Genomic DNA, 21,200 nt, shown 5'->3' on the forward strand with positions numbered 1-21,200 from the left:
CACCGCGCGCCATCCCGTCATCGGACAGCAGGCTGGCGAGCCCCGCCGACTCAGGCGTTGCGCCTCGGATACAGCGGCGGCAGATCGTCTGCGGCCGCGCCGCGCGTTGCGACGCGCCAGCGTGGACCGGACGCGAACGCCGTACGCAACGCAGCACGCGCGCCGGCCACATCGCCACCACCGCCCCAGCGCGCGTGCTGCATGCGCAGGACGGCGTCGCGCTGCGCCGGATCGTCCAGACGCTGCACCACGGTATCCAGGTCGGCGACACCGGCCTGCGCGCACAGGATCGCCGCCACCTCGTCCAGCCCGCCGCTGTCCAGCGCCTTGCGCAGTTCCGGCAGTGCGGCGCGTGCAAGCGCAGGCGTCGATGTCGCGCTTGGCACCGCGTTGCCCGTCGTGGCCGGTAGTGCCGCGACGGCGCGCGAGCGGCGCGCGCGGCGCCAGGCCCAGACCAGGGTCAGCAGCCACAGCACCGCGAAGCCCACGGCCAATCCCATCCACAGCGGCAAGGAGGCAAGCCGTCCCTGCAGTGTGTGCGTCGGCGTCACCGCAGTGTCGGCAGGAACCACGCTCAGCGTCGGCGCCGCCGGGCTGACCGGAGCCGGGGCCGGCGCGGGCACGCCCTGTCCGGGCTGCACCTGCAGGGTCAGGTCCGGCAGGCTGGCCTCGCGCGCGGCGCCGGCGCCGACGTCCCACCAGGGCATGCGCAGGCCACGCACCAGCAGCGGGCCCGCTGCCTGCGGCACGATCGAGTAACGGCGGGTGACGGTCACCTGCGGGCCGCCGTCGACGAAGCGTTCCTGTACCTGCGGCGGCTCCGCGAACACCTGCGCGCCATCGACGCTGGGCGTGGGCAGTTCGGGGAACTGCGCCTGCGTCGCGCCGCGTGCGGTGGCCTCGACCACGATGTCGGCGGCCTCGCCGGCCTTGGCGCGTTGCGGCGTCGCGGTGTAGCGCAGGCGCAGTTCGTGCAGCGGCAGCCAGGGCTGCGGCGCATTGGCCGGCTGCGCGCGTACCTGCAGGGTCTGCGCAGTGCCGCGCGCATTGAGTTCGCCGCCGCGGCCGAAGTAGTCGTCGAAGAAGCCGGTGGGGCCGCGGCCGTTGAAACGCGCCCCCGGCAACAGCAGCGCGCCGCTGCGTTCGGGGACCAGCAGGTAGTGCCGCTCGATCACCGTATACATGCGTCCGTCGATCTGGCGACGGTTCTGGATGTCGTCGCCGACGCGCTGCAGCGACGCGCCGGCCGGCGCGTCCAGGTCGAGCTCGCCCGAACTCAGCGGCACGCCGAGATACAACCGCACCACCACGCCCACGCTCTGCTGCACGTAAGGCTTTGCATCGTCGACGACGGTCTGCACGAACACATCGGCATTGGCCACCTGCGCCGGCACATCGGCATTGGTGCTGGCCGGCACCGCGGCACTGGCCGCGGCGACTTCCAGCCGCAATGGCGCCGTGCGCTCGTTGCCGACCTGCAGCGACGGGATCTCCAGAGTGCCGGTGCTGCGCGGTGTCAGCATCACGCCGAACAAGGACTTCGCCGAGACCGCGCCATTGACGATCTGCATCTGCCGGCTCTTGACCTCGTTGCTGAGCGCGAAATCCGCGCGCAACGGTGTGTAGTCCGGTGTGGCCGCGGCCTGGTCGGTCTCGATGTTGAGGGTCACGCCCTCGCCGGCGCCGACGTTGTCGCGGTCCAGCCACGCGCGCGTGGCCGCGCCCGCCGGCAACGCCAGCAGCAGCGCGGCCGCTACCATCAGCACCGCGCACAGCCGTGTCCCCTGGCCGAGTCGCCTGAAGTGGATCATGGTTCTTGTTCCCGCTGCCTGCGTTCGTGTTCCAGCCTGAATTTGGCGCGCAGCAGATTGCCCGGATCGTCCGGCACCCGCCGCAACCATGCCTCCACCGCCTGGCGCTGCTCGCGCTGCTGCGGCGTCTCGTTGGCGGCGGCAGCGGCGCGTTCGGCGGCCTGCTTGTCGGCACCGCCCTGCTGCGCCATCGCCTGCTGCATCTGCTGGCGTTGCGCCGCATCGGCCTGTTGTTGCGCCTGCGCATCGCCGGGCTTCGGCGGCGCCTGCTGCGCGTCCTTGGCGCCATTGCGTCCCTGCTGGCCGTCCCGCTGCTGGCCGTTCTGTTGCTGGCCGTTCTGTTGCTGCCCGTCCTTCTGCTGCTGGTCCTTCTGCGCACCGTTCTGCTGTTGACCCGACTGCTGCTGGCCGTTTTGCTGCTGGCCGCTCTGTTGCTGACCGTTCTGCGACTGCCCGCCCTTCTGCTGCTGGCCGTCCTTGCCCTGCTGGCCGGATTTGGAGTTCTGCGACGACTGGCGCTTGCGCGCCGCCTCCACCGCCGCGCGGTTGGCGATCGCATCGGCCATCTGCGGATGCAGCTTCAGCGCCTTGTCGTAGGCGTCGATCGCCTCGTCGTAGCGGCCCTGGCGCGCCAGCGCATTGCCGAGGTTGTACCAGCCGGCGTCGCTGTCGATGCCTTCGAACTGCTGCTGCGCGGCGGCGAAATCGCCCTTGCGATAGGCCTGCACGCCCGCGTCCAGCCGTTGCTGGCGGACCTGGTCGGCACGTTCCCACAATCCGCCTGCGACAGGACCGGGTGGCGGCATCTGTGCCTGTGGCGGCGCCGGTGCCTGCGCATGCACCGGGAGCGGCGCCGCCAGCGGCACCAACACCAGCAGCAGCACCGCGGCGCCACCGCGACGGCGGAACGCCAGCAATGCCAGCAGCATCAGCGGCGGCAACAACCAGTAGCCCTGGTCCAGCCAGACCCGGCCATGGCTTTCGTCGGCGGCCGTCGCATCCTCTTCCTGCGGCCGCAGCACGCCAAGCGCGCGCAAATCCGTATCGTCGGGCGTCAGCCCGGCGTAGCGACCGGCGCCGGCCGCCGCCAGCGCGCGCAACGCGCCCGCATCCAGTTGCGCGTGCGCGAGCCGGCCCTGGTCGTCGCGGTAGGCGGCGCCCTGCGCGGTCCCCAATCCCAGCGCGGACACGTGATAGCCCTGCCCGGCCGCACGCGCCGCCGCCTGTTGCGCCTGCGCGTCGGCCTGGTCACTGAGCACCAGGATGTCGCCGCGGGAGAAGCCGGCCTGGCGCAGCAACTGCGCCGCCCAGTCGATCGCCAGGTCGGTGCGCTGCCCCGCCACCGGCATCACCTGCGGCGACAGCGCATCCAGGAACAGACCCACGTTCGCCGCATCGTCGGTCAGCGGCGCCACCGTGTACGGCTCGCCAGCGTAGGCCACCAGCGCCACTTCGCCACCGGCGCGCTCGTGCAGCAGCCGCGCCAGCTTGGCCCGTGCCTGCAGCAGCCGCGACGGCGGCAGGTCGCGCGCGTCGATCTGCGCGGACAGATCCAGCGCGATCACCAACGGCGTACGCGCCTGCCACAGCGGCTGCTGTTCCTGCCGCCAGCTCGGCCCGGCCAGCGCCAACACGGCCAGCGCATACCCCAGCGCGCCCAGCAACAGGCCGGCGCTGCCCTTGGCATCGCCGCGCGCCAGCAGGTGCGGCAGCAGATGCGGGTCCACCGTGCGCCGCCAGATGTCCCGGCGCCGACGCCGCCGCCACCAGCTCCACGCCAGCAGCGGCAGCAACAGCAGCGCCCACAACCACTCCGGGCGCAGCAGGTGCAGGGCCTGGAGGAACTCCGCCACGCGGGTCATTGCCGCCTCCAGGGCCAGATGAAGGACAGCAATGCCAGGACCAGCGCCGCGGCCAACGGCCAGGCGTAGCGTTCGATCCGCGGCCGCACCGCCGGACCGGCCGAACGCACCGGCTCGAGCCGGTCCAGTTCGGCGTAGATCGACGCCAGCTCGGCGGTGTCGCGGGCGCGGAAGAAGCGCCCGCCGGTGTCCTGCGCGATCTTGCGCAGCGTGTCCTCGTCGACCTGGTCGTCGCCGCCGCTGCCGGGGATGGGCAGGCCGAACAGGGACATGCCGCCATCGCCACCGAAGGCGATGGTGTACACGCGCACGTGTTCGGCCTTGGCCAGTTCCGCGGCCTTCAGCGGGTCGAGCACGCCGGCGGTGTTGACGCCGTCGGTGAGCACGATCAGCACGCGCTCGCCCTGCTTCTGCTCGCGCAGGCGCTTGACCGCCAGCGCGATCGCATCACCCAACGCGGTCTCGCGCCCGGCCAGGCCGACCACGCTGTCGCGCAACTGGTCGCGCACCGTGGCCAGATCGGCGGTCAACGGGGTCAGCGCATAGGCCTGCTGGCCGAACACCAGCAGGCCGATGCGGTCGCCGTCGCGGCGGTCGAGGAAGTCGGCCAGCACCGCCTTGGCCGCGGTGAGGCGATCGACCACACGTCCGCCCAGGGTCATGTCCGGCTCGCTCATGCTGCCGGACAGATCCACCGCCAGCATCAACTGGCGTGCCTGCTGCGGCGGCATGATGGGTTCGCCCAGTTGCAGCGGACGCGCCGCCGCTGCGCACAGGCAGAACCAGGCCAGCCATGCCAGCCACACGCTGGCACGCCACAATCCGCCGCGCGCCGGCGCGGCGGCCACGGCCTGCAGGCGTTCGCCATAGGGCACGCGCAAGGCCGGCGCATTGCCGCGCCGCGCCGGCAGCAGCAGGTTGGCCAGCAACGGCAGCGGCATCGCCAGCCACATCCAGGGCCAGGCGAAACCGGCCAGCAGGTCGCTGAGGCTCTGCCACGACGACGGCAACAGGCTCATCGCCGTCCTCCGCGCCGCGTCGCCGCCATCAACGCCAGGAACCGGCGCCGCGCCAGCGGCAGCAATGCCTGCACCTGTGCCGGGTCGAGGCTGGGACGATAGCCACCGTCGAGCAACACGCGGCCGGGGCCGGCGGAGAACGCCTGGTGTTTGTCGCCGCCATCCAGGAACCGCAACCACTCTTCGCCCTGCAGCGCCGCAGCGGCCGGATCGCGGCGTTGCGCCGCGCGCCGCAGCAGCTCCGAGACCGCGGCCACCTGCGCCGGCGGTTCGCCCGTACGCGTTGCCGCGTCGAACTGGCGCTGCCAGCGCTGCACGCGCTGGCGCCGACGCAACCACACGAACAGCGCCGCGCCGATCGCCAGCAGCAACACGGCCGCCAGCATCCACCAGCCCGGTGCGGGCGGCCACCAGGCCGGTGCCGGCGGCAGGTGCACATCGCGCAGGGGAAGTTGCTGCGGGCTCATGGCGTCGCGCCCCGCTGCACCGGCAGCAACCACGACTCGCTGGGCGCGTCGCTCAGCAGCACCCGCACCTGCACGCCGCGGCCCGGCAGTTCCGCGGCCAGGGTTTCCAGCGGCTGCACGAACTGCGCGCGCCAGCGCTGTTGCGCGGCGCTCGCCAGCAGATCGACTTCCACGCGGCGGCCGCTCGCCCAAAACGGCAGGGCCGCGCGCGGCGGCTGCACTTCCAGCGGGTCGGCGAGCAGCAGCAGCTCCACTTCGTTGTGCAGCGCCAACGCGGCCCAGCGCGCGGCGGGCACCGCCTGTGCGCTGGCAGGATCGGCCAGCACGGTCAGGCGCGATCCCGGTCGCAGCAGCTTGGCCGCGTGATCCAGCGCCATGCCCAGGCCCGCGTCTTCCTGCGGCGGCTGTGCGTACCAGCGTGCCAGCGCATCGAGCACACGCAGCACGCCGCGCGGTCCGGACGCGGGCGGCACCGGCGCTTCGCTGCGGCTGCCGCGCAAGGCGGCCAGCCGATCGCCCTGGCGCTGCGCCGCCCACGCCGCCACCGCGCCGGCACGTGCGGCCTGCACCGACTTGAAGCGGATGCGGGTGCCGAAGTACAGCGACGGCGCGGTATCGGCGACGATCAGGCTGAGCCGTTCGCGCTCGGCCTGGAACAATTTGGTGTGGGTGCGGCCGCTGCGCGCAGTCAGCCGCCAATCGATGTGCCGCACGTCATCGCCCACCACGTACTCGCGCGATTCGGCGTACTCCATGCCGCGCCCGCGCATCGGCGACGGGGCGGCCCCACTGAGGCCATGACGGCCGCGGCGCGGCGGTGGAATGCGCGCGACCGCAGCGCGCAGGGCCACCAGCTCGGCCAGGCTGGGGCGGATCCCCGCCTCGGCCGGCGCGGCGGCGTGCGGCATGCCCGGCGCGGTCGGCTGCGGTGCCATCGTCGTTACTCCGCGCGCAGGCGGGCGGCGGACAGCAGCCGTGCTTGGCGGCGCCCGCTCACGGCGGCGGCACCTTGTCCAGCAGGGCGGCGACCAAGCGATCGCCGTCCCAGCCTTCGGCGGTGGCTTCGTAGCTGGGCAGCACGCGATGGCGCAGCACATCGGCGGCGACCGCGCGCACGTCGTCGGGCGTGACGAAGTCGCGTCCGGCCAGCCACGCCCGGGCGCGGGCGCAACGCTCCAGCGCGATCGAGCCGCGCGGGCTTGCCCCCCAGGCAATACGGCGTGCCAATGCGGCGTCGTAGCCGCTGGCATCGCGCGAGGCCAGCACCAGTTCGATCAGATAGCGCTCCAGCGGCGGCGCCATGTGCAACGCCAGCACCGCGCGGCGCGCCGCGAACACGTCTTCCAGCGGCATGCGCGGCGGCGGTGCCTCGCCCGCCTCCAATGTCTCGCGAGCGCGCTCGCGCGCCAGGCGCAGGATCTCCGCTTCTGCGGCCGCCTCCGGATAGCCGATCCGCACATGCATCAGGAAGCGGTCCAACTGCGCCTCCGGCAGCGGAAAGGTGCCTTCCTGCTCGATCGGATTCTGCGTCGCCATCACCAGGAACAGCTTCGGCAGCGCGTAGGTATGCCGGCCGACGGTGACCTGGCGCTCGCCCATCGCTTCGAGCAGCGCCGATTGCACCTTGGCCGGTGCGCGGTTGATCTCGTCGGCGAGCAGGATCGGATGGAAGATCGGCCCGGGCAGGAACTCGAAGCGGCTTTCCTGCGGACGCCACACCTCGGTGCCGGTAAGGTCGGCCGGGAGCAGGTCGGGCGTGAACTGCACGCGGGCGAAGTCCGCTTCCAGGCGTGAGGCCAGGGCGCGGATCGCCGTGGTCTTGGCCAGGCCGGGCGCGCCTTCGACCAGCAGATGGCCGTCGGCGAGCAGCGCGATCAGCAGGCGTTCCACCAGCGCCGACTGGCCGACGATGGTCTGGGACAGGCCGTCGCGCAGGGCGACGAACGCGGCGTGCAGGCGCTGCTGCTCGGGCGCGGCCGGCGGGGAATCGAGGGGTGAGGAGGACGTGTTCATTTGCGCAGTCTGACCGATCACCGGTGAAAATGGTTCCGCGCGCGGCCGACGCCGCGTGCGCCGAATTCAGGATTTCCTCATCCACGCAGCATAAACGCCGACGGGAGAGGCTTGCGCCTCTCCCGTCGGAGGATCCCGCCTTGTCCGCCGATCAGCCGGCGCGCTTGGCCACGCGCATCACCTTCGGTGTCACGAAGATCAACAGTTCGGCCTTGTCCTTGCTACGGCCGCGCTTCTTGAACAGGTTGCCCAGGAACGGCACATCGCCCAGGAACGGCACCTTGGAGATGCTGCTGCGATCGTTGAACTCGTAGACCCCACCGATCACCACGGTCTGTCCATCGTCCACCAGCACCGCGGTATTGATTTCGCGACGATTGATGATGGGCACCGTACCGTAACCGCTGAGCGTCACGTAGCTGTCGACCTCATCCTTCTTCACGTTCATGTTCAAGAAGATGCGGTTGTCGTCGGTAATGGTCGGCGTCACCTTGAGTTCCAGCAGCACTTCCTTGAATTGCACATTCGGGGTAGCGGCAGTACCGGCGGTACCGCCGGTGATGGTGACGTAACCGATTTCCTTGCCTTGGCGGATCACCGCCTCGCGCTGGTTGGACGTCACGATGCGAGGATTGGAAATCACTTCGCCGCGCCCTTCTTCCTGCAAGGCAGACAGCTCGAGATCCAGATTGAAGTTGGCGCCAAGCAGTGTGTACGCGAGGCTTGGCAACGTGGCAGGCGTAGTGAAGGTTTTCCCGCTCAGATCGACATTGAGCCCGCGCGTGGCCGACGTATTCCCGCCGGTAGCGGTGCTACCGATCGTCGCGACATTTCCTCCACTGTAGGTGTGGGTGCCACCAATACCAAATTTAGCGCCCAAGTCACGCGCGAAAGTATCGGTCGCAATGACGATGCGGCCTTCGATCAGCACCTGGTCGACCGGGCGGTCGATCACGTTGATCAGCTCGCGCATCTGCGCGACCTTCTTCGGGATGTCGCTGATCATCAGCGTGTTGGTGCGCTCGTCGGCGACGATGCGCCCGCGCGGCGACAGGAAGCCGTTGTCGTTCTGGCTGTTGCCGCTGCCACCACCACTTCCGCCACCACCACTGCTGCCACCGCCTATGCCCTTGGCCTCGGTCAGCGCCTTGAAGATCGCGGTGGCGCTGTGATAGTTGATCTGCACGTAGTCGGTGATCAGGTCCTCGCGGTTCTCGATCGCGATGCGCGCGTCTTCCTTGTCCTGCTCGAACTTGGCCAGTTCCTGCTGCGGCGCGACCCAGATCACCTTGCCGTCGCGGCGCTTGTCCAGGCCCTTGGCGCGCAGCACGATATCCAGCGCCTGGTCCCACGGCACGTTGACCAGGCGCAGAGTGACGCTGCCCTGGACGGTGTCGGAGGCGACGATGTTGAGATTGGACTCCTCGGCAATCAACTGCAGCACCGTGCGCACCGGCACGTCCTGGAAGTTGAAGGTCACCGGCTTGCCGCTGTAGCCGCGGGCAGCGACCTGCGCGGCGGCCTGGCTCACCGTGGTGGCGGTGACCGCGCCCACCGCCGGCGCGGCGGCGCGCGGGGTGATCTCGACCACATACTCGTTCCCGGACTGATAGGCCAGGGATTCGAAGCCGCCATTGGTGTTCAGCACCAGCTCGGCACCGCCGGCATAGGGCTTGGCATCGATGCGCTGCACCGGGGTCGCGAAGTCGGTGACGTTGAGCGGACGCTGCAGTTCCGGCGGCAGCACGGCATTACCGACGTCGACCACGACGTTGTTGCCCTGGGTGCGCAGGTCCGGGCTGGCGCCGCTGCCGTTGAACGAAAGGATCAGCCGCCCCGCGCCGCCGTCGCCGCGCTTGAAGTCGATCTTCGACACCGTGAGCTTGGCCGGCGCCGCCGCGGGCGCGGCAGGTGCGGCAGCAGGCGCGGCAGGCGTTGCCGCAATGGCGACGACCGCGTTCCCGAGCATCGCCGCCAACCCCAAGGCGCATAGCCGCATCGTCGCGTGGCGCCGGATGGGGCGCAGGCTCAGGGCTTTGGAAAAAGTCATCGTGCTATCCCCATAATCAATCATTGATCGTCCAGCGCGACGGAGGCGGGACGTTCCAGCCAGCCGCCGGCGCCATCCGGCACCAGTTCAATCAAATCGATGCGATCCTCGTGCACCCCGGTCACGCGGCCATCGCTCTGCCCCATGTACACGCCCGGACGCACGCGGTAGGTCACCTTGTCCGGCGCCATCACCAGCGCCACCTGGCCGGCACCGCTGCCCAGCGTGCCGACCATGTTGAGGCTGTCCAGCGGGAACTGTTCCAGCGGCTCCTTGCGGCGGTTCGGATCCGGGCGCAGGCCGCTGCTGCCATCGGGGTTCGCCCAGGCATCGCTGAACGGATCGCGCAGGCCCTGCGCCGCATATTCGAAGGTCTCGAACTGCTGCATCACCGGCAACGGCTCCAGCGGCTGCGCCGGTCGTGCGCGCACTTCCTTCACCCAGTTCTCCAGGTTCGGCGCATCGCCCGGCGTGCTGGGAATGGTGCGACCGCAGGCGCCAAGCACCAGCGCCAGCGCGGCCGCGGCGAGAATCCTGACCATGCGTTGCTGCCGGCTCATGCGCCACCGCCTTGCTTGCCGGCCTTCTTGGCGGCCGCCGCAGCCTGTTCCTGGTCGGCCATTTCCTTGTCGTCCAGATAGCGATAGGTCTTGACCGTGCCGGACAGTTCCAGCTCGCCGCGCGCGGTGATGCCGTTGCTCTTGTCGCGTGGTTTCAGGTTGATGTCGTGCATGGTCAGGATCACCACCCGCGGTAGCGAGGCCACACCGCTGACGAAGGCGCCGAACTGGTGGTAGCTGCCGACCATGCGCAGGGCGATCGGCTTCTCCGCGTAGAACTCCTTCGGCGACTCCGGACCCGGCTGGAACAACTCGTTGGTCAGGCCGCTGGACAGCGCGGTCTGCGAGATGTCGATGATCAGGTCGGGCATCTCGGTCTTGCTGGGCAGCTGCCGCAGCATCTGCTGCAGCACCTGCTCCATCTGCACCAGTTGCTGCTTCAGCGGCTGCAGGTTCACCGCACGGCTCTGCTCCTTCTCGAAGGAGGCGCGCAGCTCGGTTTCCTTCTGCTCCAGCGTCTGCAACTCGTCGCTCTTGCTGCTGATCAGCAGGAACCAGGAAATGGCCAGGATGAACAGGGTCACCAGCACGCAAAACACGATCTTGGCCTGCTGCGGCCAATTGCCGAGATTGTTGAAATCCAGCTCTTTGATGTTGAATTTCTTGCTCATGACGCCGGTCCCTGTTGCACTGGCTTGGCGGCGGGAGCCGGCGCGGTGGCCGGCGCCGGTGCGGCGGCGCTACCCGTGGCAGGTGCGGGGGCTGCCGGTGCCTGCGCCGGCGTGCCTGGCGCGCCGCCGGCAGGTGCTGCGGCCGGCGTCGCCGCACCGCCGGGTGCCGTCGCGTCGGCCGCCGGATCGGTGCTCTCGCCGGGCACCGGCAGCTTGACCCGCAGCGTGAACACGTACGGCAGCGCCTTGGTGTCGACGATCGGGCCCTTGGCTTCCTTCTCCTGGGCCTTGGCCTCGATCACCGTCAGCTCCGGATTGGTCATCCAGCCCGAGCCTTCGAGATTGCGCATGTAGGTACTGACCCGCGCATTGGACTGCGAGCGGCCTTCCAGGGTCAGCATGTCGCCCTCCTGCTTCACCGAGGTCAGCACCACGCCGTCGGGAATGGTCCGCACCAGCGAGTCGAACAGGTGCACCATCTGCGAGCGCTTGGCTTGCAGTTCCTCGATGACCTGCTTGCGCGCCAGCAGCCGGCGCTTCTTCTCGTCGAGGGTGTCGATTTCCTTGTTCTGCGCCTGGACCTTCTCGATCTCGGTCTGCAGATACGCGTTGCGCTCGTTCTGGCCGCTGATCTGCAGGTCGTAGTAGAACCAGATCAGCCCCGCCAGCAGCACCCCGGCGAACGCGGCCAGGCCAAGCATCGAGTAGAACTCGCGTTCGCGCTGCTTGCGCCGTTCCGCCCGCCAGGGCAGCAGATTGATCTTCGCCATCAGTCGAAGCTCCTCAGCGCCAGGCCGGTGGCGATCATCAGCGCCGGCGCGTCCTGGGCCAGCGCATGCGCCTGCACCTTCGGCCCCAGGGTCATCTGCGCCAACGGGTTGGCGACCACCGTGGCCACGCCCAGTTGCTCCTCCACCATCTCCGGCAGCCCGGCCAGGGCCGCGCAGCCGCCGGCCAGGACGATGTGGTCGACCCGGTTGAATTCGCTGCCGGCGTAGAAGAACTGCAGCAGGCGGCTGATCTGCTGCACCGTGGCTTCCTTGAACGGTTCCAGCACCTCGACCTCGTAGCTCTCCGGCAGCCCGCCCTGGCGCTTGGCCATGCCGGCTTCCTCGTAGGTCAGGCCATAGCGGCGCATCACTTCGTCGGTCAGCTGCTTGCCGCCGAACACCTGTTCGCGGCTGTACAGGCTGCGCCCGCCGCGCAGGACATTGAGCGTGGTCATGGTGGCGCCGATGTCGACCAGGGCGACGATGCCGTCGGCGGCCACCGGCAGCTCGCTGGCCACCAGCGCGAAGGCGTTCTCGACCGCGAAGGCCTCCACGTCCATCACCTTGGCCACCAGGCCGCCCAGTTCCAGGGCCGACTGGCGCAGTTCCACGTTCTCCGAGCGCGAGGCCGCCAGCAGCACCTGCACCATCTCGGGATTGTTGGGGATGACGCCCAGCACCTCGAAATCCAGGTTCACTTCGTCGATCGGGTACGGGATGTAATTCACCGCCTCCAGCTCGACCTGGGCTTCCAGCTCGTTCTCGTCCAGTTCGGCCGGCATCGGGATCACCTTGGTGATCACCGCCGAACCGGCCACGGCAGCCGCGGCATGCTTGGCACGGGTGCCCGACCGGGTCACGGCGCGGCGGATCGCCTCGCCCACCGCCTCGACCTCGACGATGTTCTTTTCGACCACGGCGTTGGGCGGCAAGGGTTCGACGGCGTAATGCTCGACGCGGAACCGGTTGCCGTTACGCGAAAGCTGCAGCAGCTTGACCGCGGTCGAGCTGATGTCGATGCCGATCAGCGGCTGCTGACTCTTTGGGATAAGCCCCACGGATTTTCCCCTGCCGGCGGGCACTTGGACGCCAATGTTGCGCCAGCGCATTAATAACAAATTTTTTGCAATTGGCAACCGCCCGGTTGCATACCGCGATCCGTGTCACGGCATGACCTGCGGCAGCAAACCCGTCGCATCCCCGGAACCGGCCCCAGCCGTTCCCCGGCGTACTCTATACTCTGCGCCCAAGAAATCTGCAATCGGAATCTCTCGCGATGCCCCGTTTTCGTCGTTGGCTGCGCTGGGCGCTGGTCTTGTTCGTCCTCCTCGGCCTGGTCGGCGCCGCCGTGGCAGGCGGGCTGTACTACGTCGTCTCCTCCAAGCTCCCGGACGTGCAGACCCTGCGCAAGGTCGAACTGCAGGAGCCCATGTACGTCTACTCCAGCGACGGCAAGCTGATGGCGCTGTTCGGCGAGACCCGGCGCTACCCCATCACCATGAAGGACGTGCCGGAGCGGCTGAAGCAGGCCTTCCTGGCCACCGAGGACGCCCGCTTCTACGAGCATGGCGGGGTCGACTACAAGGGCATCGCCCGCGCGGTGTGGCTGCTGGCCACCACCAACGACAAGCGCGTGCCGGGCGGCTCCACCATCACCCAGCAGGTCGCCCGTCAGTTCTTCCTGAGCTCGGAATACAGCTACACGCGCAAGCTGGCGGAGATCCTGCTGGCGCGCAAGATCGAGGCCGAGCTGACCAAGGACGAGATCTTCGAGCTGTATCTGAACAAGAGCTTCTTCGGCAACCGCGCCTACGGCATCGCCGCCGCCGCCGAGTACTACTACGGCAAGAAGCTCAACGAGCTGAGCCTGGACGAGATGGCCTCGCTGGCCGGCATCCCCAAGTTCCCCTCCAGCGGCAACCCGATCAGCAACCCCGAGCGCGCCAAGCAGCGCCGCGACAACTACGTGCTCAGCCGCATGGCCGCACTGGGCTTCATCACCCCGGCCGAGGCGGAGGCGGCCAAGGCGGTGCCGATGCACGCCGCCCCGCACGAACGCCCGGTCGAGGTCGAGGCGCCCTACGTGGCCGAACTGGTGCGCCAGGAGATGATCGCGCGCTTCGGCGGCGACGTGCTGGACAAGGGCTACCACGTCTACACCAGCATCGATTCGACCCTGCAGACCGCGGCCAACCATGCGGTGCGCGAGGGCCTGGTCGTCTACGATCGTCGCCATGGCTGGCATGGCGTCGAGAAGCACTTCGACGTCCCCGCCAATGCCGATGCGGCGGCGCTGGCCAGCCACCTGAGCGGCGTCTACGTGCAGGGCGGGATGCTGCCGAGCATCGTCGCCAGCACCGGCAGCGACGGCAGCGCCACCGTGGTGCTCGCCAACAAGACCGAACTGGTGCTGCCGGTGGCCGCCAGCCGCTGGACCGGGCGCAGCCCGGCCACCCTGCTCAAGCGTGGCGACCTGGTGCGCATCCAGGCCGGCGACAAGCCGGGCGAGTGGGAGATCACCCAGATCCCGCGCGGCCAGGCCGCCCTGGTCTCGCTGGACGCCAACAACGGCGCGCTGCGTGCCATGGTCGGCGGCTTCAGCTACGCCGGCAACAAGTTCAACCGCGCCACCCAGGCGCGCCGCCAGCCCGGCTCCAGCTTCAAGCCGTTCCTGTACGCGGCCTCATTCGAGAAGGGCTTCAACCCGGCGTCGATCGTGCTCGACGCGCCGGTGGTGTTCCGCGACCGCCGCGGCAAGACCTGGTCGCCGCAGAACGACGGCGGCGGCTTCCGTGGCCCGATGCGCCTGCGCGAAGCGCTGGTGCAGTCGCGCAACCTGGTCTCGGTGCGCCTGCTGGACGCCATCGGCGTGGACTTCGCGCGCAAGTACATCAGCCAGTTCGGCTTTCAGGAAGCCGAGCTGCCGCCGAACCTGTCGATGTCGCTGGGCACCGCCTCGCTGACCCCGCTGTCGGTGGCGCGCGGCTATACCGTGTTCGCCAACGGCGGCTCGCTGGTCAACACCTGGATCATCGACAAGGTCACCGACCGCGACGGCAAGGTGCTGTTCCAGGAGCATCCGCTGACCGCCTGCCGCAGCTGCGGCAGCGTCGGCGGCAATGCCGCGCCGGTCAGCCAGGTGGTGGATGGCTTCAACTTCGGCGCGGCCACGCCGCCGCCGGCGGCCAAGCCGGCAGAGACCGCGGCCACGGCGGCTGCAGCGGAGAAGCCGACCGACCCCGAGGCCAAGGTGGCGCCGCGCGCCATCGACGAGCGCACCGCCTATCAGTTGGTGTCGATGATGCGCGACGTGGTCCAGCGCGGCACCGGCACCCCGGCCAAGGTGCTCGGCCGCGAGGACGTCGGCGGCAAGACCGGCTCCACCAACGACCACCGCGACGCCTGGTTCTCCGGCTTCGGCGGCCCGTACGTGACCACCGTCTGGGTCGGCCGCGACGACTACCGTTCGCTGGGTTACCGCGAGTACGGCGGCAAGGCGGCGCTGCCGATCTGGATTGACTACATGCGGGTCGCGCTGAAGGACCAGCCGATCGCCCGCAACGACCCGCCTGGCGGCATGGTCCAGGTCAGCCTCAACGGCGCCACCGAGTGGGTCAAGACCGAGGACATGGACCGCATCCAGCAGTTCGACGAAAGCCTGCAGGACCAGAAGACCGACGACGCGGCTTTCGACATCTTCTGATCGCGTCGCGCTGCCCCGCCCCGGCGCTGGCCGGGGCAGTTGCCGCCGAGCGCGCCTCGCCCGGCGGACGCCGCCTCAGGCAGCGGCGCCGGCTACACCCGAATTTCGCAAGGCTGCGGTACAGTCGGGGCAGGCTTTGAGGGGAGGCGCTCCATGCACCACGCTCGGCAACATGCCCGGACCCGCACGCACGAACGCCGCCGCCGGCTGGCGCACGAAGCCGCCCGCCTGATGGCCGAAGGCGGCATCCGCGACTTCCACCAGGCCAAGCTCAAGGCCGCCGACCGGCTGGGCATCCACGACGATGCCTCGCTGCCGCGCAACAGCGAGATCGAGGACGCCCTGCGCGAATACCAGCGGCTGTTCGCCGGCCCCGACCATGCCGGCGAACTGCGCCGGCGGCGCGAGGCGGCGCTGCGCGCGATGGACTTCCTGCACGCGTTCGCGCCGCGCCTGGCCGGACCGGTGCACGACGGCACCGCCGACGCCAACAGTCCGGTGCAGTTGCACCTGCACAGCGACGATGCCGAGGCGGTGGCGCGCTTCCTCGAAGAGCACCGCATCCCGGCCGAGTTGCGCAGCCGCCGGCTGCGCCTGGACCGCGAGCGCAGCGAGGACTTCCCGGTGTGGCTGTTCACCGCCGAGGAGCTGACCTTCGACCTGACCGTGCTGCCCTACGACGCGCTGCGCCAGGCGCCGCTGTCGCAGGTGGACGAGAAGCCGATGCGCCGCGCTTCGATGCCGCAACTGCGGCAACTGCTGACCGAGCAGGACATCGCCGACTACCAGTACGGCTGAGCGCAGCAGCACGCCACGCATTGGCTGCGGCGGGCGCCGTGCCATGGCGCATGCGCGCGCGGCGAGGCGAGGCGGACGCCAGCCCTTCCCCGCTTCGACCGCGCAAACAAAAACGCCCCGCGGAGCGGGGCGTTCCTGACAGCGACGAGGCGATCGATCAGCGCTTGTCGGCGCTGGTGTAGTCGCGCTTGTCGTAGCCGGTGTAGATCTGGCGCGGACGGCCGATCTTCATTTCCGGGTCGACCTGCTGCTCCAGCCAGTGCGAGACCCAGCCGGCGGTACGGGCGATGGCGAACATGACGGTGAACATCTCCACCGGAATGTTCAGCGCCTTGTAGATGATGCCCGAGTAGAAGTCGACGTTCGGGTACAGCTTGCGCTGCACGAAGTAGTCGTCCTTCAGCGCGGCCTCTTCCAGCTTCAGCGCCACTTCCAGCAGCGGGTCGTTGACGCCCAGCTCGCCCAGCACCTTGTGGGTCATCTCGCGGATGATCTTCGCGCGCGGGTCGAAGTTCTTGTACACGCGGTGGCCGAAGCCCATCAGGCGGAAGCTCGAGTTCTTGTCCTTGGCCTTGGCCACGGCGCTCTCGACGTTGTCGGCGGTACCGATCTCTTCCAGCATCTTCAGCACGGCTTCGTTGGCGCCGCCATGTGCCGGACCCCACAGCGCGGTGATGCCGGCGGCGACCGAGGCGTACGGGTTGGCGCCGGTGGAACCGACCAGACGCACGGTCGAGGTCGAGGCGTTCTGCTCGTGGTCGGCGTGCAGGATGAACAGCAGGTCCAGGGCCTTGGCCACGACCGGGTTCATCTGCAGCTGCTCGCTCGGCACCTCGAACATCATGTGCAGGAAGCGCTCGACGTAGCCGAGGTTGTTGCGCGGGTAGCGGATCGGCCAGCCGATGGAGTAGCGGTAGGCGGCGGCGGCGATGGTCGGCACCTTGGCAATCAGACGGATCGCGGCCAGGCGGCGCTGCTCCGGATCGTTGAGATCGAGGGTGTCGTGGTAGAACGCCGACAGCGAGGCCACGCTACCGGCCAGCATCGCCATCGGGTGCGCATCGTGGCGGAAACCGCCGAGGAAGTTCTTCAGCGACTCGTGCATCATCGTGTGATGCGTCACTTCGTGGTCGAACTTCTTGAATTCGTCGGCGGTGGGCAGCTCGCCGTTCATCAGCAGGTAGGCCACTTCGAGGAAGTTGGACTTCTCGGCCAGCTGCTCGATCGGGTAGCCGCGGTACAGCAGCACGCCGTTGTCGCCGTCGATGTAGGTGATCGCCGACTTGCAGCTGGCGGTCGCGGTGAAGCCCGAGTCGTAGGTGAAGAGACCGGTCTCCTTGGTCAACTTGGAGATGTCGACGCAATCGTTGCCCAGGGTGGGCTTGAGTACCGGAAGAACGACCGACTTGTCGCCGGCGTTCAACGTGACCTGATCAAGATCGGACACAGTGTGCGCTCCTCGATGGAAGGCGCCTGTCCGATTACGTTGCGAACAGACGCGTGAAGGAAGTCCACGGCAATCGCCACGGATCGCGCCATTATCGCACAGCAGCATTTGCGTCGTCGCTCACCCCTCATGCTGCACGATGGCGGCAGGAAAGCGACACAGCGTTGCATCCTCGCCGCACTTTCACGGGAGGATGACACCGGCGCGTCAACGCCGGGAAGACAGGATGTGGCGGATAGCAAAACGGCCGCGCAGGCGGCCGTCGCTTTACATCCGTTCGACGGTTCCGATCAGCGCGCGTAGCGCTTCTGGAACTTGTCGATGCGGCCGCTGGTGTCGATGACCTTGTGCTTGCCCGTGTAGAACGGGTGCGAAGCCGAGGAAATTTCGACCTTGATCAGCGGATACTCTTCGCCGTCCTCCCACTTGACCGTCTCTTTCGAGGACATGGTCGAACGGGTCAGGATCTTGAAATCGGAGGTGACATCGTGGAACACGACGTCGCGGTACTGGGGATGGATGTCGGCCTTCATGGGCTCGCACCGTAGGTGGCTGCTGGACAAGAGGGAAACTATAACAGCCCTGCCGCCCTCCACGCAACGTTTACGTAGCGACTGCTGCGGTGACATCGCTGGCGGCGCCCTGCCCCGCCAGATCCCGCCCGAATCTGGGCGGGATCGGCAGGCTCAGCCGGCGCCGACCGCCGCGCGGGCCAGGTCCAGGAAGCGGGCGTGGTCGTAGCGGATGAGCATGGTCGCATTGTCCGGCAGGCCCAGCTGGCGGTTCCAGTCGACCAGGGTGGCGCCGCGGGTGTGCACCCCGGACAGTTCGATCTGCATCGGCCGCGACTGCACCTCCTGGGCGCCCTCGGGCTGCAGCGCCCAGGCCATCGCCAGTGCGTCGGCGGCATACCAGTGCTCGCCGCGCGCGTCTTCCGACCACAGCCGGGTCTTGCGCGAGATCAGTTCGTAGAAGCGCGCCTTGGGCGCATCCACCGCCAGCCACTGCTCGACCTCGCGGTGCGGCAGGCCGTGCGCCACGGTCGCCTCCCAGTCGGCGACCTCAATGTGCGGGAACGCCTTGAACACGATGTGTGCCGCCTCCGGGTCGAAGGCGATGTTGAACTCGGCGGCCGGAGTGATGTTGCCGTGGCAGGTGATCGCCCCGCCCATCACCAGGAAGCGGCCGATGCGCTGCGGCAGGGTCGGGTCCAGCTTCAGCGCCAGCGCGATGTTGGTCAGCGGCCCCAGCGCGACCAGCAGCAGGCGCCCGGCGTACTGGTGCGACAGGCGCAGGATCGCCAGCGCGGCGTGCTCGGCCTCGGCGCCACGCGCGGCCGGCGGCAGGTCGACGTCGCCGAAGCCGTCCTGGCCATGCACGTGTCCGGCGTCCACCGACGGGTGCAGCAGCGGATCGGCGCAGCCGGCGAACACCGGCACATCCTCGCGCCCGGCCACTTCGCACAGCTTCAGCGCGTTGCGCACGGTGTGGCGCAGCCCGACGTTGCCGGCGGCGATGGTCAGCCCGACCACCTCGTGACGCGGATCGGCGAACGCCATCAACAGCGCCAGCGCGTCGTCCACGCCAGGGTCGGTATCGATCAACAGGGGAATCTTGTCGCTCATGCGTCGTTTCGCTCGTCCATTCGGCCGCCGAGTCTGGCACTGCCGGGCAGGCATGGGAAGAAGACGGGATTGGGGATTCGGGATTGGGGATTCGTTAGAAGCGGCCGGTCCGCCTGCTGTTGCAGGAAGCGGCTTCAGCCGCGACCGGGCTTTCCCGGTAACGCTCGGTCGCGGCTAAAGCCGCTCCTACGAGGAAGACGCGGCGATGCCGCTTTTGCGAATCCCAAATCCCAAATGCCGAATCCCCGCCCCATCACGCCCCGGCGAACCGCACCGCGCCGCCAACCCAGCGCGCGACGATGCGGTCGGCCAGCACCGGCGCCTCGTCGAGCAGCCGGTCGGCCAGGGCGTGCACGCGCGGCAGCAGGCCGGCGTCGCGGGCCAGGTCGGCCACGCGGAACGCGGCCAGGCCGGTCTGCCGGGTGCCGAGCAGTTCGCCGGGGCCGCGCAGTTCCAGGTCCTTCTCGGCGATGACGAAGCCGTCGTTGGTCTGGCGCATGGTTTCCAGGCGCTGCCGCGCCATCGCCGACAGCGGCGCCTGGTACATCAGCACGCAGCTCGACGCCGCCGCGCCGCGCCCGACCCGCCCGCGCAGCTGGTGCAACTGCGCCAGACCCAGGCGCTCGGCGTTCTCGATGATCATCAGCGAGGCATTGGGCACGTCCACGCCGACCTCGATGACGGTGGTGGCGACCAGCAGGTCGATCTCGCCCTGCTTGAACGCGCGCATCGCCGCCTGTTTCTCCGCCGGCTTCATACGGCCGTGCACCAGGCCCACGCGCAGTTCCGGCAACTGCGCCGACAGCGCCTCGAAGGTGGCCTGCGCAGCGCTGGCCTCGAGCCGGTTGCCGGCGCCGCCGCCCTGCGCGGACTTCTCGTTGTCCTCGGCCTCTTCGATCAGGGTGCAGACCCAATAGGCCTGGCGGCCCTCGGCGCAGGCCACGCGGATGCGCTGCACCAGTTCCGGACGGCGCTCGGCATTGAGCACGATGGTTTGCACCGGGGTGCGTCCCGGCGGCAGTTCGTCGATCGAGGAAACGTCCAGGTCGGCATAGGCGGCCATCGCCAGCGTGCGCGGGATCGGCGTGGCGGTCATCACCAGTTGGTGCGGCACGCCCGCGCCGGAAGCGCCCTTGTCGCGCAGCGCCAGCCGCTGGTGCACCCCGAAGCGATGCTGCTCGTCGACGATGGCCAGGGCCAGGTCGTGGAAGCGCACCGCCTCCTGCATCAGTGCGTGCGTGCCGACCACCACCTGCGCCTCGCCGGAGGCGATCTGCGCCAGGGTCGCGCTGCGCGCCTTGCCGGTGACCTTGCCGGCCAGCCAGGCCACGCGCACGCCCAGCGGCTCCAGCCAGCCGCGCAGGTTGGCCAGATGCTGTTCGGCGAGCAGTTCGGTGGGTGCCGCCAGCGCCGCCTGCTTGCGCTTGTCCACCGCCAGCATCGCCGCCAGGGCAGCGACCACGGTCTTGCCGCTGCCGACGTCGCCCTGCACCAGCCGCAGCATCGGCGCCGGCCGCTCCAGGTCGGCACGGATCTGCGCGAACACGCGCTGCTGCGCCCCGGTCAGTTGGAACGGCAGCGACTGCTGCAGGCGCTTGGCCAGCAGCCCGCGGCCGCGCAGCGATGGCGCCGGCTGGCACTGCATGGCGATGCGCTGGCGCCGCAGGCTCAGGTGATGCGCGAGCAGTTCCTCCAGCGCCAGGCGCTGCTGCGCCGGATGCAGACCGGCGGCGAGCGCGGCCAGGTCGGCCTGCGGCGGCGGCCGGTGCGCGACCAGCAGCGCGCTGCGCAGCGACGGCAGGCCGAGTTCGGCCAGCAGCGCCGCCGGCAGCAGTTCCAGCGCTGCTTCCTCGGGCAGCCGGTCCAGCGCCTGGCCGATCAGCCGGCGCACGGTCGCCGGGCCGACGCCTTCCACCGCCGGGTACACCGGATCCAGGCGATCGCCCAGCGCCGCGTCGTCGTCCTCGCCGAGGATCTGATAGCTGGGATGCACGAACTCCAGCCCGTGCTGGCCTGGCTTGGGCGTGCCGAAGGCGCGCAAGCGCGCGCCGACCGCGAACTGCGCCGCCTGCGCGGCGCGGAACTGGAAGAAGCGCAGCACCAGGGTGCAGCGCGAATCGTCGGCCACCGCCACGCGCAGCATCGGCCGGTAGCGGAAGCCGCGGTCCACCGCCTGCACCCGCCCCTCGACCTGCGCCGGCACGCCCGGCTGCAACGCCGCGACCGTGGTCAGCCGGGTGCGGTCCTCATAGCGCAGCGGCAGGTGCAGCCACAGATCCTGCAGGGTGGACAGGCCGCGCGCGGCGAATTTCTCCGCCAGTTTGGGACCGACGCCGGGCAGCGTGGTCAGCGGCGCCTCGCCTGCCGCCGACAGCGCCGGCGCCGGAACCTGCACGCGCGGCAC

Annotated in this window: 17 protein-coding genes; 2 read left to right on the forward strand and 15 right to left on the reverse strand. The window is 69.4% G+C overall.

What is annotated here, in order from left to right:
- Nucleotides 1-50 precede the first annotated feature (50 nt).
- The 11 genes from AC1PLR_RS15850 to AC1PLR_RS15900 form a co-directional block, all read right to left on the reverse strand.
- A complete protein-coding gene (locus AC1PLR_RS15850; RefSeq protein ID WP_481101612.1) occupies nt 51-1,811 on the reverse strand; it encodes a BatD family protein in 1,761 nt (586 codons plus the stop codon).
- On the reverse strand, nt 1,808-3,673 hold the full coding sequence (locus AC1PLR_RS15855; protein WP_481101613.1) for a VWA domain-containing protein: 1,866 nt from the start codon (nt 3,671-3,673) through the stop codon (nt 1,808-1,810). The genes AC1PLR_RS15850 and AC1PLR_RS15855 overlap by 4 nt, the downstream gene beginning before the upstream one ends.
- A complete protein-coding gene (locus AC1PLR_RS15860; protein WP_209248813.1) occupies nt 3,670-4,692 on the reverse strand; it encodes a vWA domain-containing protein in 1,023 nt (340 codons plus the stop codon). Before AC1PLR_RS15860 ends, AC1PLR_RS15855 begins: the two co-directional genes overlap by 4 nt.
- Nucleotides 4,689-5,159, reverse strand: coding sequence for a DUF4381 domain-containing protein (locus tag AC1PLR_RS15865; protein ID WP_481101614.1), 471 nt, complete (start codon nt 5,157-5,159; stop codon nt 4,689-4,691). The genes AC1PLR_RS15860 and AC1PLR_RS15865 overlap by 4 nt, the downstream gene beginning before the upstream one ends.
- A complete protein-coding gene (locus tag AC1PLR_RS15870) occupies nt 5,156-6,094 on the reverse strand; it encodes a DUF58 domain-containing protein (RefSeq protein WP_481101615.1) in 939 nt (312 codons plus the stop codon). The genes AC1PLR_RS15865 and AC1PLR_RS15870 overlap by 4 nt, the downstream gene beginning before the upstream one ends.
- 58 nt (nt 6,095-6,152) lie before the next feature.
- The gene (locus AC1PLR_RS15875; protein ID WP_209248807.1) at nt 6,153-7,172 is read right to left on the reverse strand and encodes an AAA family ATPase; all 1,020 of its coding nucleotides are present in this window, start codon (nt 7,170-7,172) and stop codon (nt 6,153-6,155) included.
- Nucleotides 7,173-7,323: 151 nt separating this feature from the next.
- Nucleotides 7,324-9,222 (reverse strand): type IV pilus secretin PilQ, encoded by a 1,899-nt coding sequence (locus tag AC1PLR_RS15880; RefSeq protein WP_481101616.1) that lies wholly within the window; start codon nt 9,220-9,222, stop codon nt 7,324-7,326.
- A 20-nt stretch (nt 9,223-9,242) separates the two neighbouring features.
- A complete protein-coding gene (locus tag AC1PLR_RS15885) occupies nt 9,243-9,764 on the reverse strand; it encodes a pilus assembly protein PilP (protein WP_481103619.1) in 522 nt (173 codons plus the stop codon).
- Nucleotides 9,765-9,778: 14 nt separating this feature from the next.
- Complete coding sequence (locus AC1PLR_RS15890) at nt 9,779-10,453, reverse strand: type IV pilus inner membrane component PilO (RefSeq protein ID WP_010340866.1); 675 nt, start codon at nt 10,451-10,453, stop codon at nt 9,779-9,781.
- The gene (locus AC1PLR_RS15895; RefSeq protein WP_481101617.1) at nt 10,450-11,223 is read right to left on the reverse strand and encodes a PilN domain-containing protein; all 774 of its coding nucleotides are present in this window, start codon (nt 11,221-11,223) and stop codon (nt 10,450-10,452) included. The genes AC1PLR_RS15890 and AC1PLR_RS15895 overlap by 4 nt, the downstream gene beginning before the upstream one ends.
- Entirely contained in the window at nt 11,223-12,281 is a 1,059-nt protein-coding gene (locus tag AC1PLR_RS15900; protein ID WP_010341533.1) for a pilus assembly protein PilM, read from the reverse strand. Before AC1PLR_RS15900 ends, AC1PLR_RS15895 begins: the two co-directional genes overlap by 1 nt.
- A 218-nt stretch (nt 12,282-12,499) precedes the next feature.
- Between AC1PLR_RS15900 and AC1PLR_RS15905 the strand changes: the two genes are divergently transcribed.
- Together AC1PLR_RS15905 and AC1PLR_RS15910 are read left to right on the forward strand one after the other, a co-directional pair.
- Entirely contained in the window at nt 12,500-14,926 is a 2,427-nt protein-coding gene (locus AC1PLR_RS15905; protein ID WP_010341534.1) for a penicillin-binding protein 1A, read from the forward strand.
- Nucleotides 14,927-15,079: 153 nt separating this feature from the next.
- On the forward strand, nt 15,080-15,724 hold the full coding sequence (locus AC1PLR_RS15910; protein WP_010341535.1) for a hypothetical protein: 645 nt from the start codon (nt 15,080-15,082) through the stop codon (nt 15,722-15,724).
- Between the two features lie 157 nt (nt 15,725-15,881).
- Here the strand turns inward: AC1PLR_RS15910 and AC1PLR_RS15915 are convergent, their stop codons facing one another.
- From AC1PLR_RS15915 to recG, 4 genes are all read right to left on the reverse strand, one after another.
- On the reverse strand, nt 15,882-17,171 hold the full coding sequence (locus AC1PLR_RS15915) for a citrate synthase (RefSeq protein ID WP_152236123.1): 1,290 nt from the start codon (nt 17,169-17,171) through the stop codon (nt 15,882-15,884).
- Nucleotides 17,172-17,461: 290 nt separating this feature from the next.
- Nucleotides 17,462-17,704 carry a type B 50S ribosomal protein L31 gene (locus AC1PLR_RS15920; protein WP_010341537.1) on the reverse strand — a complete coding sequence of 81 codons (243 nt, stop codon included), beginning with the start codon at nt 17,702-17,704 and terminating at the stop codon, nt 17,462-17,464.
- Between the two features lie 153 nt (nt 17,705-17,857).
- The gene (locus AC1PLR_RS15925; RefSeq protein ID WP_481101618.1) at nt 17,858-18,796 is read right to left on the reverse strand and encodes a nucleoside hydrolase; all 939 of its coding nucleotides are present in this window, start codon (nt 18,794-18,796) and stop codon (nt 17,858-17,860) included.
- A 253-nt stretch (nt 18,797-19,049) separates the two neighbouring features.
- Nucleotides 19,050-21,200, reverse strand: coding sequence for an ATP-dependent DNA helicase RecG (gene recG, locus AC1PLR_RS15930; RefSeq protein ID WP_481101619.1), 2,151 nt, complete (start codon nt 21,198-21,200; stop codon nt 19,050-19,052).

The organism is Xanthomonas sp. NCPPB 3570 (assembly GCF_056725115.1).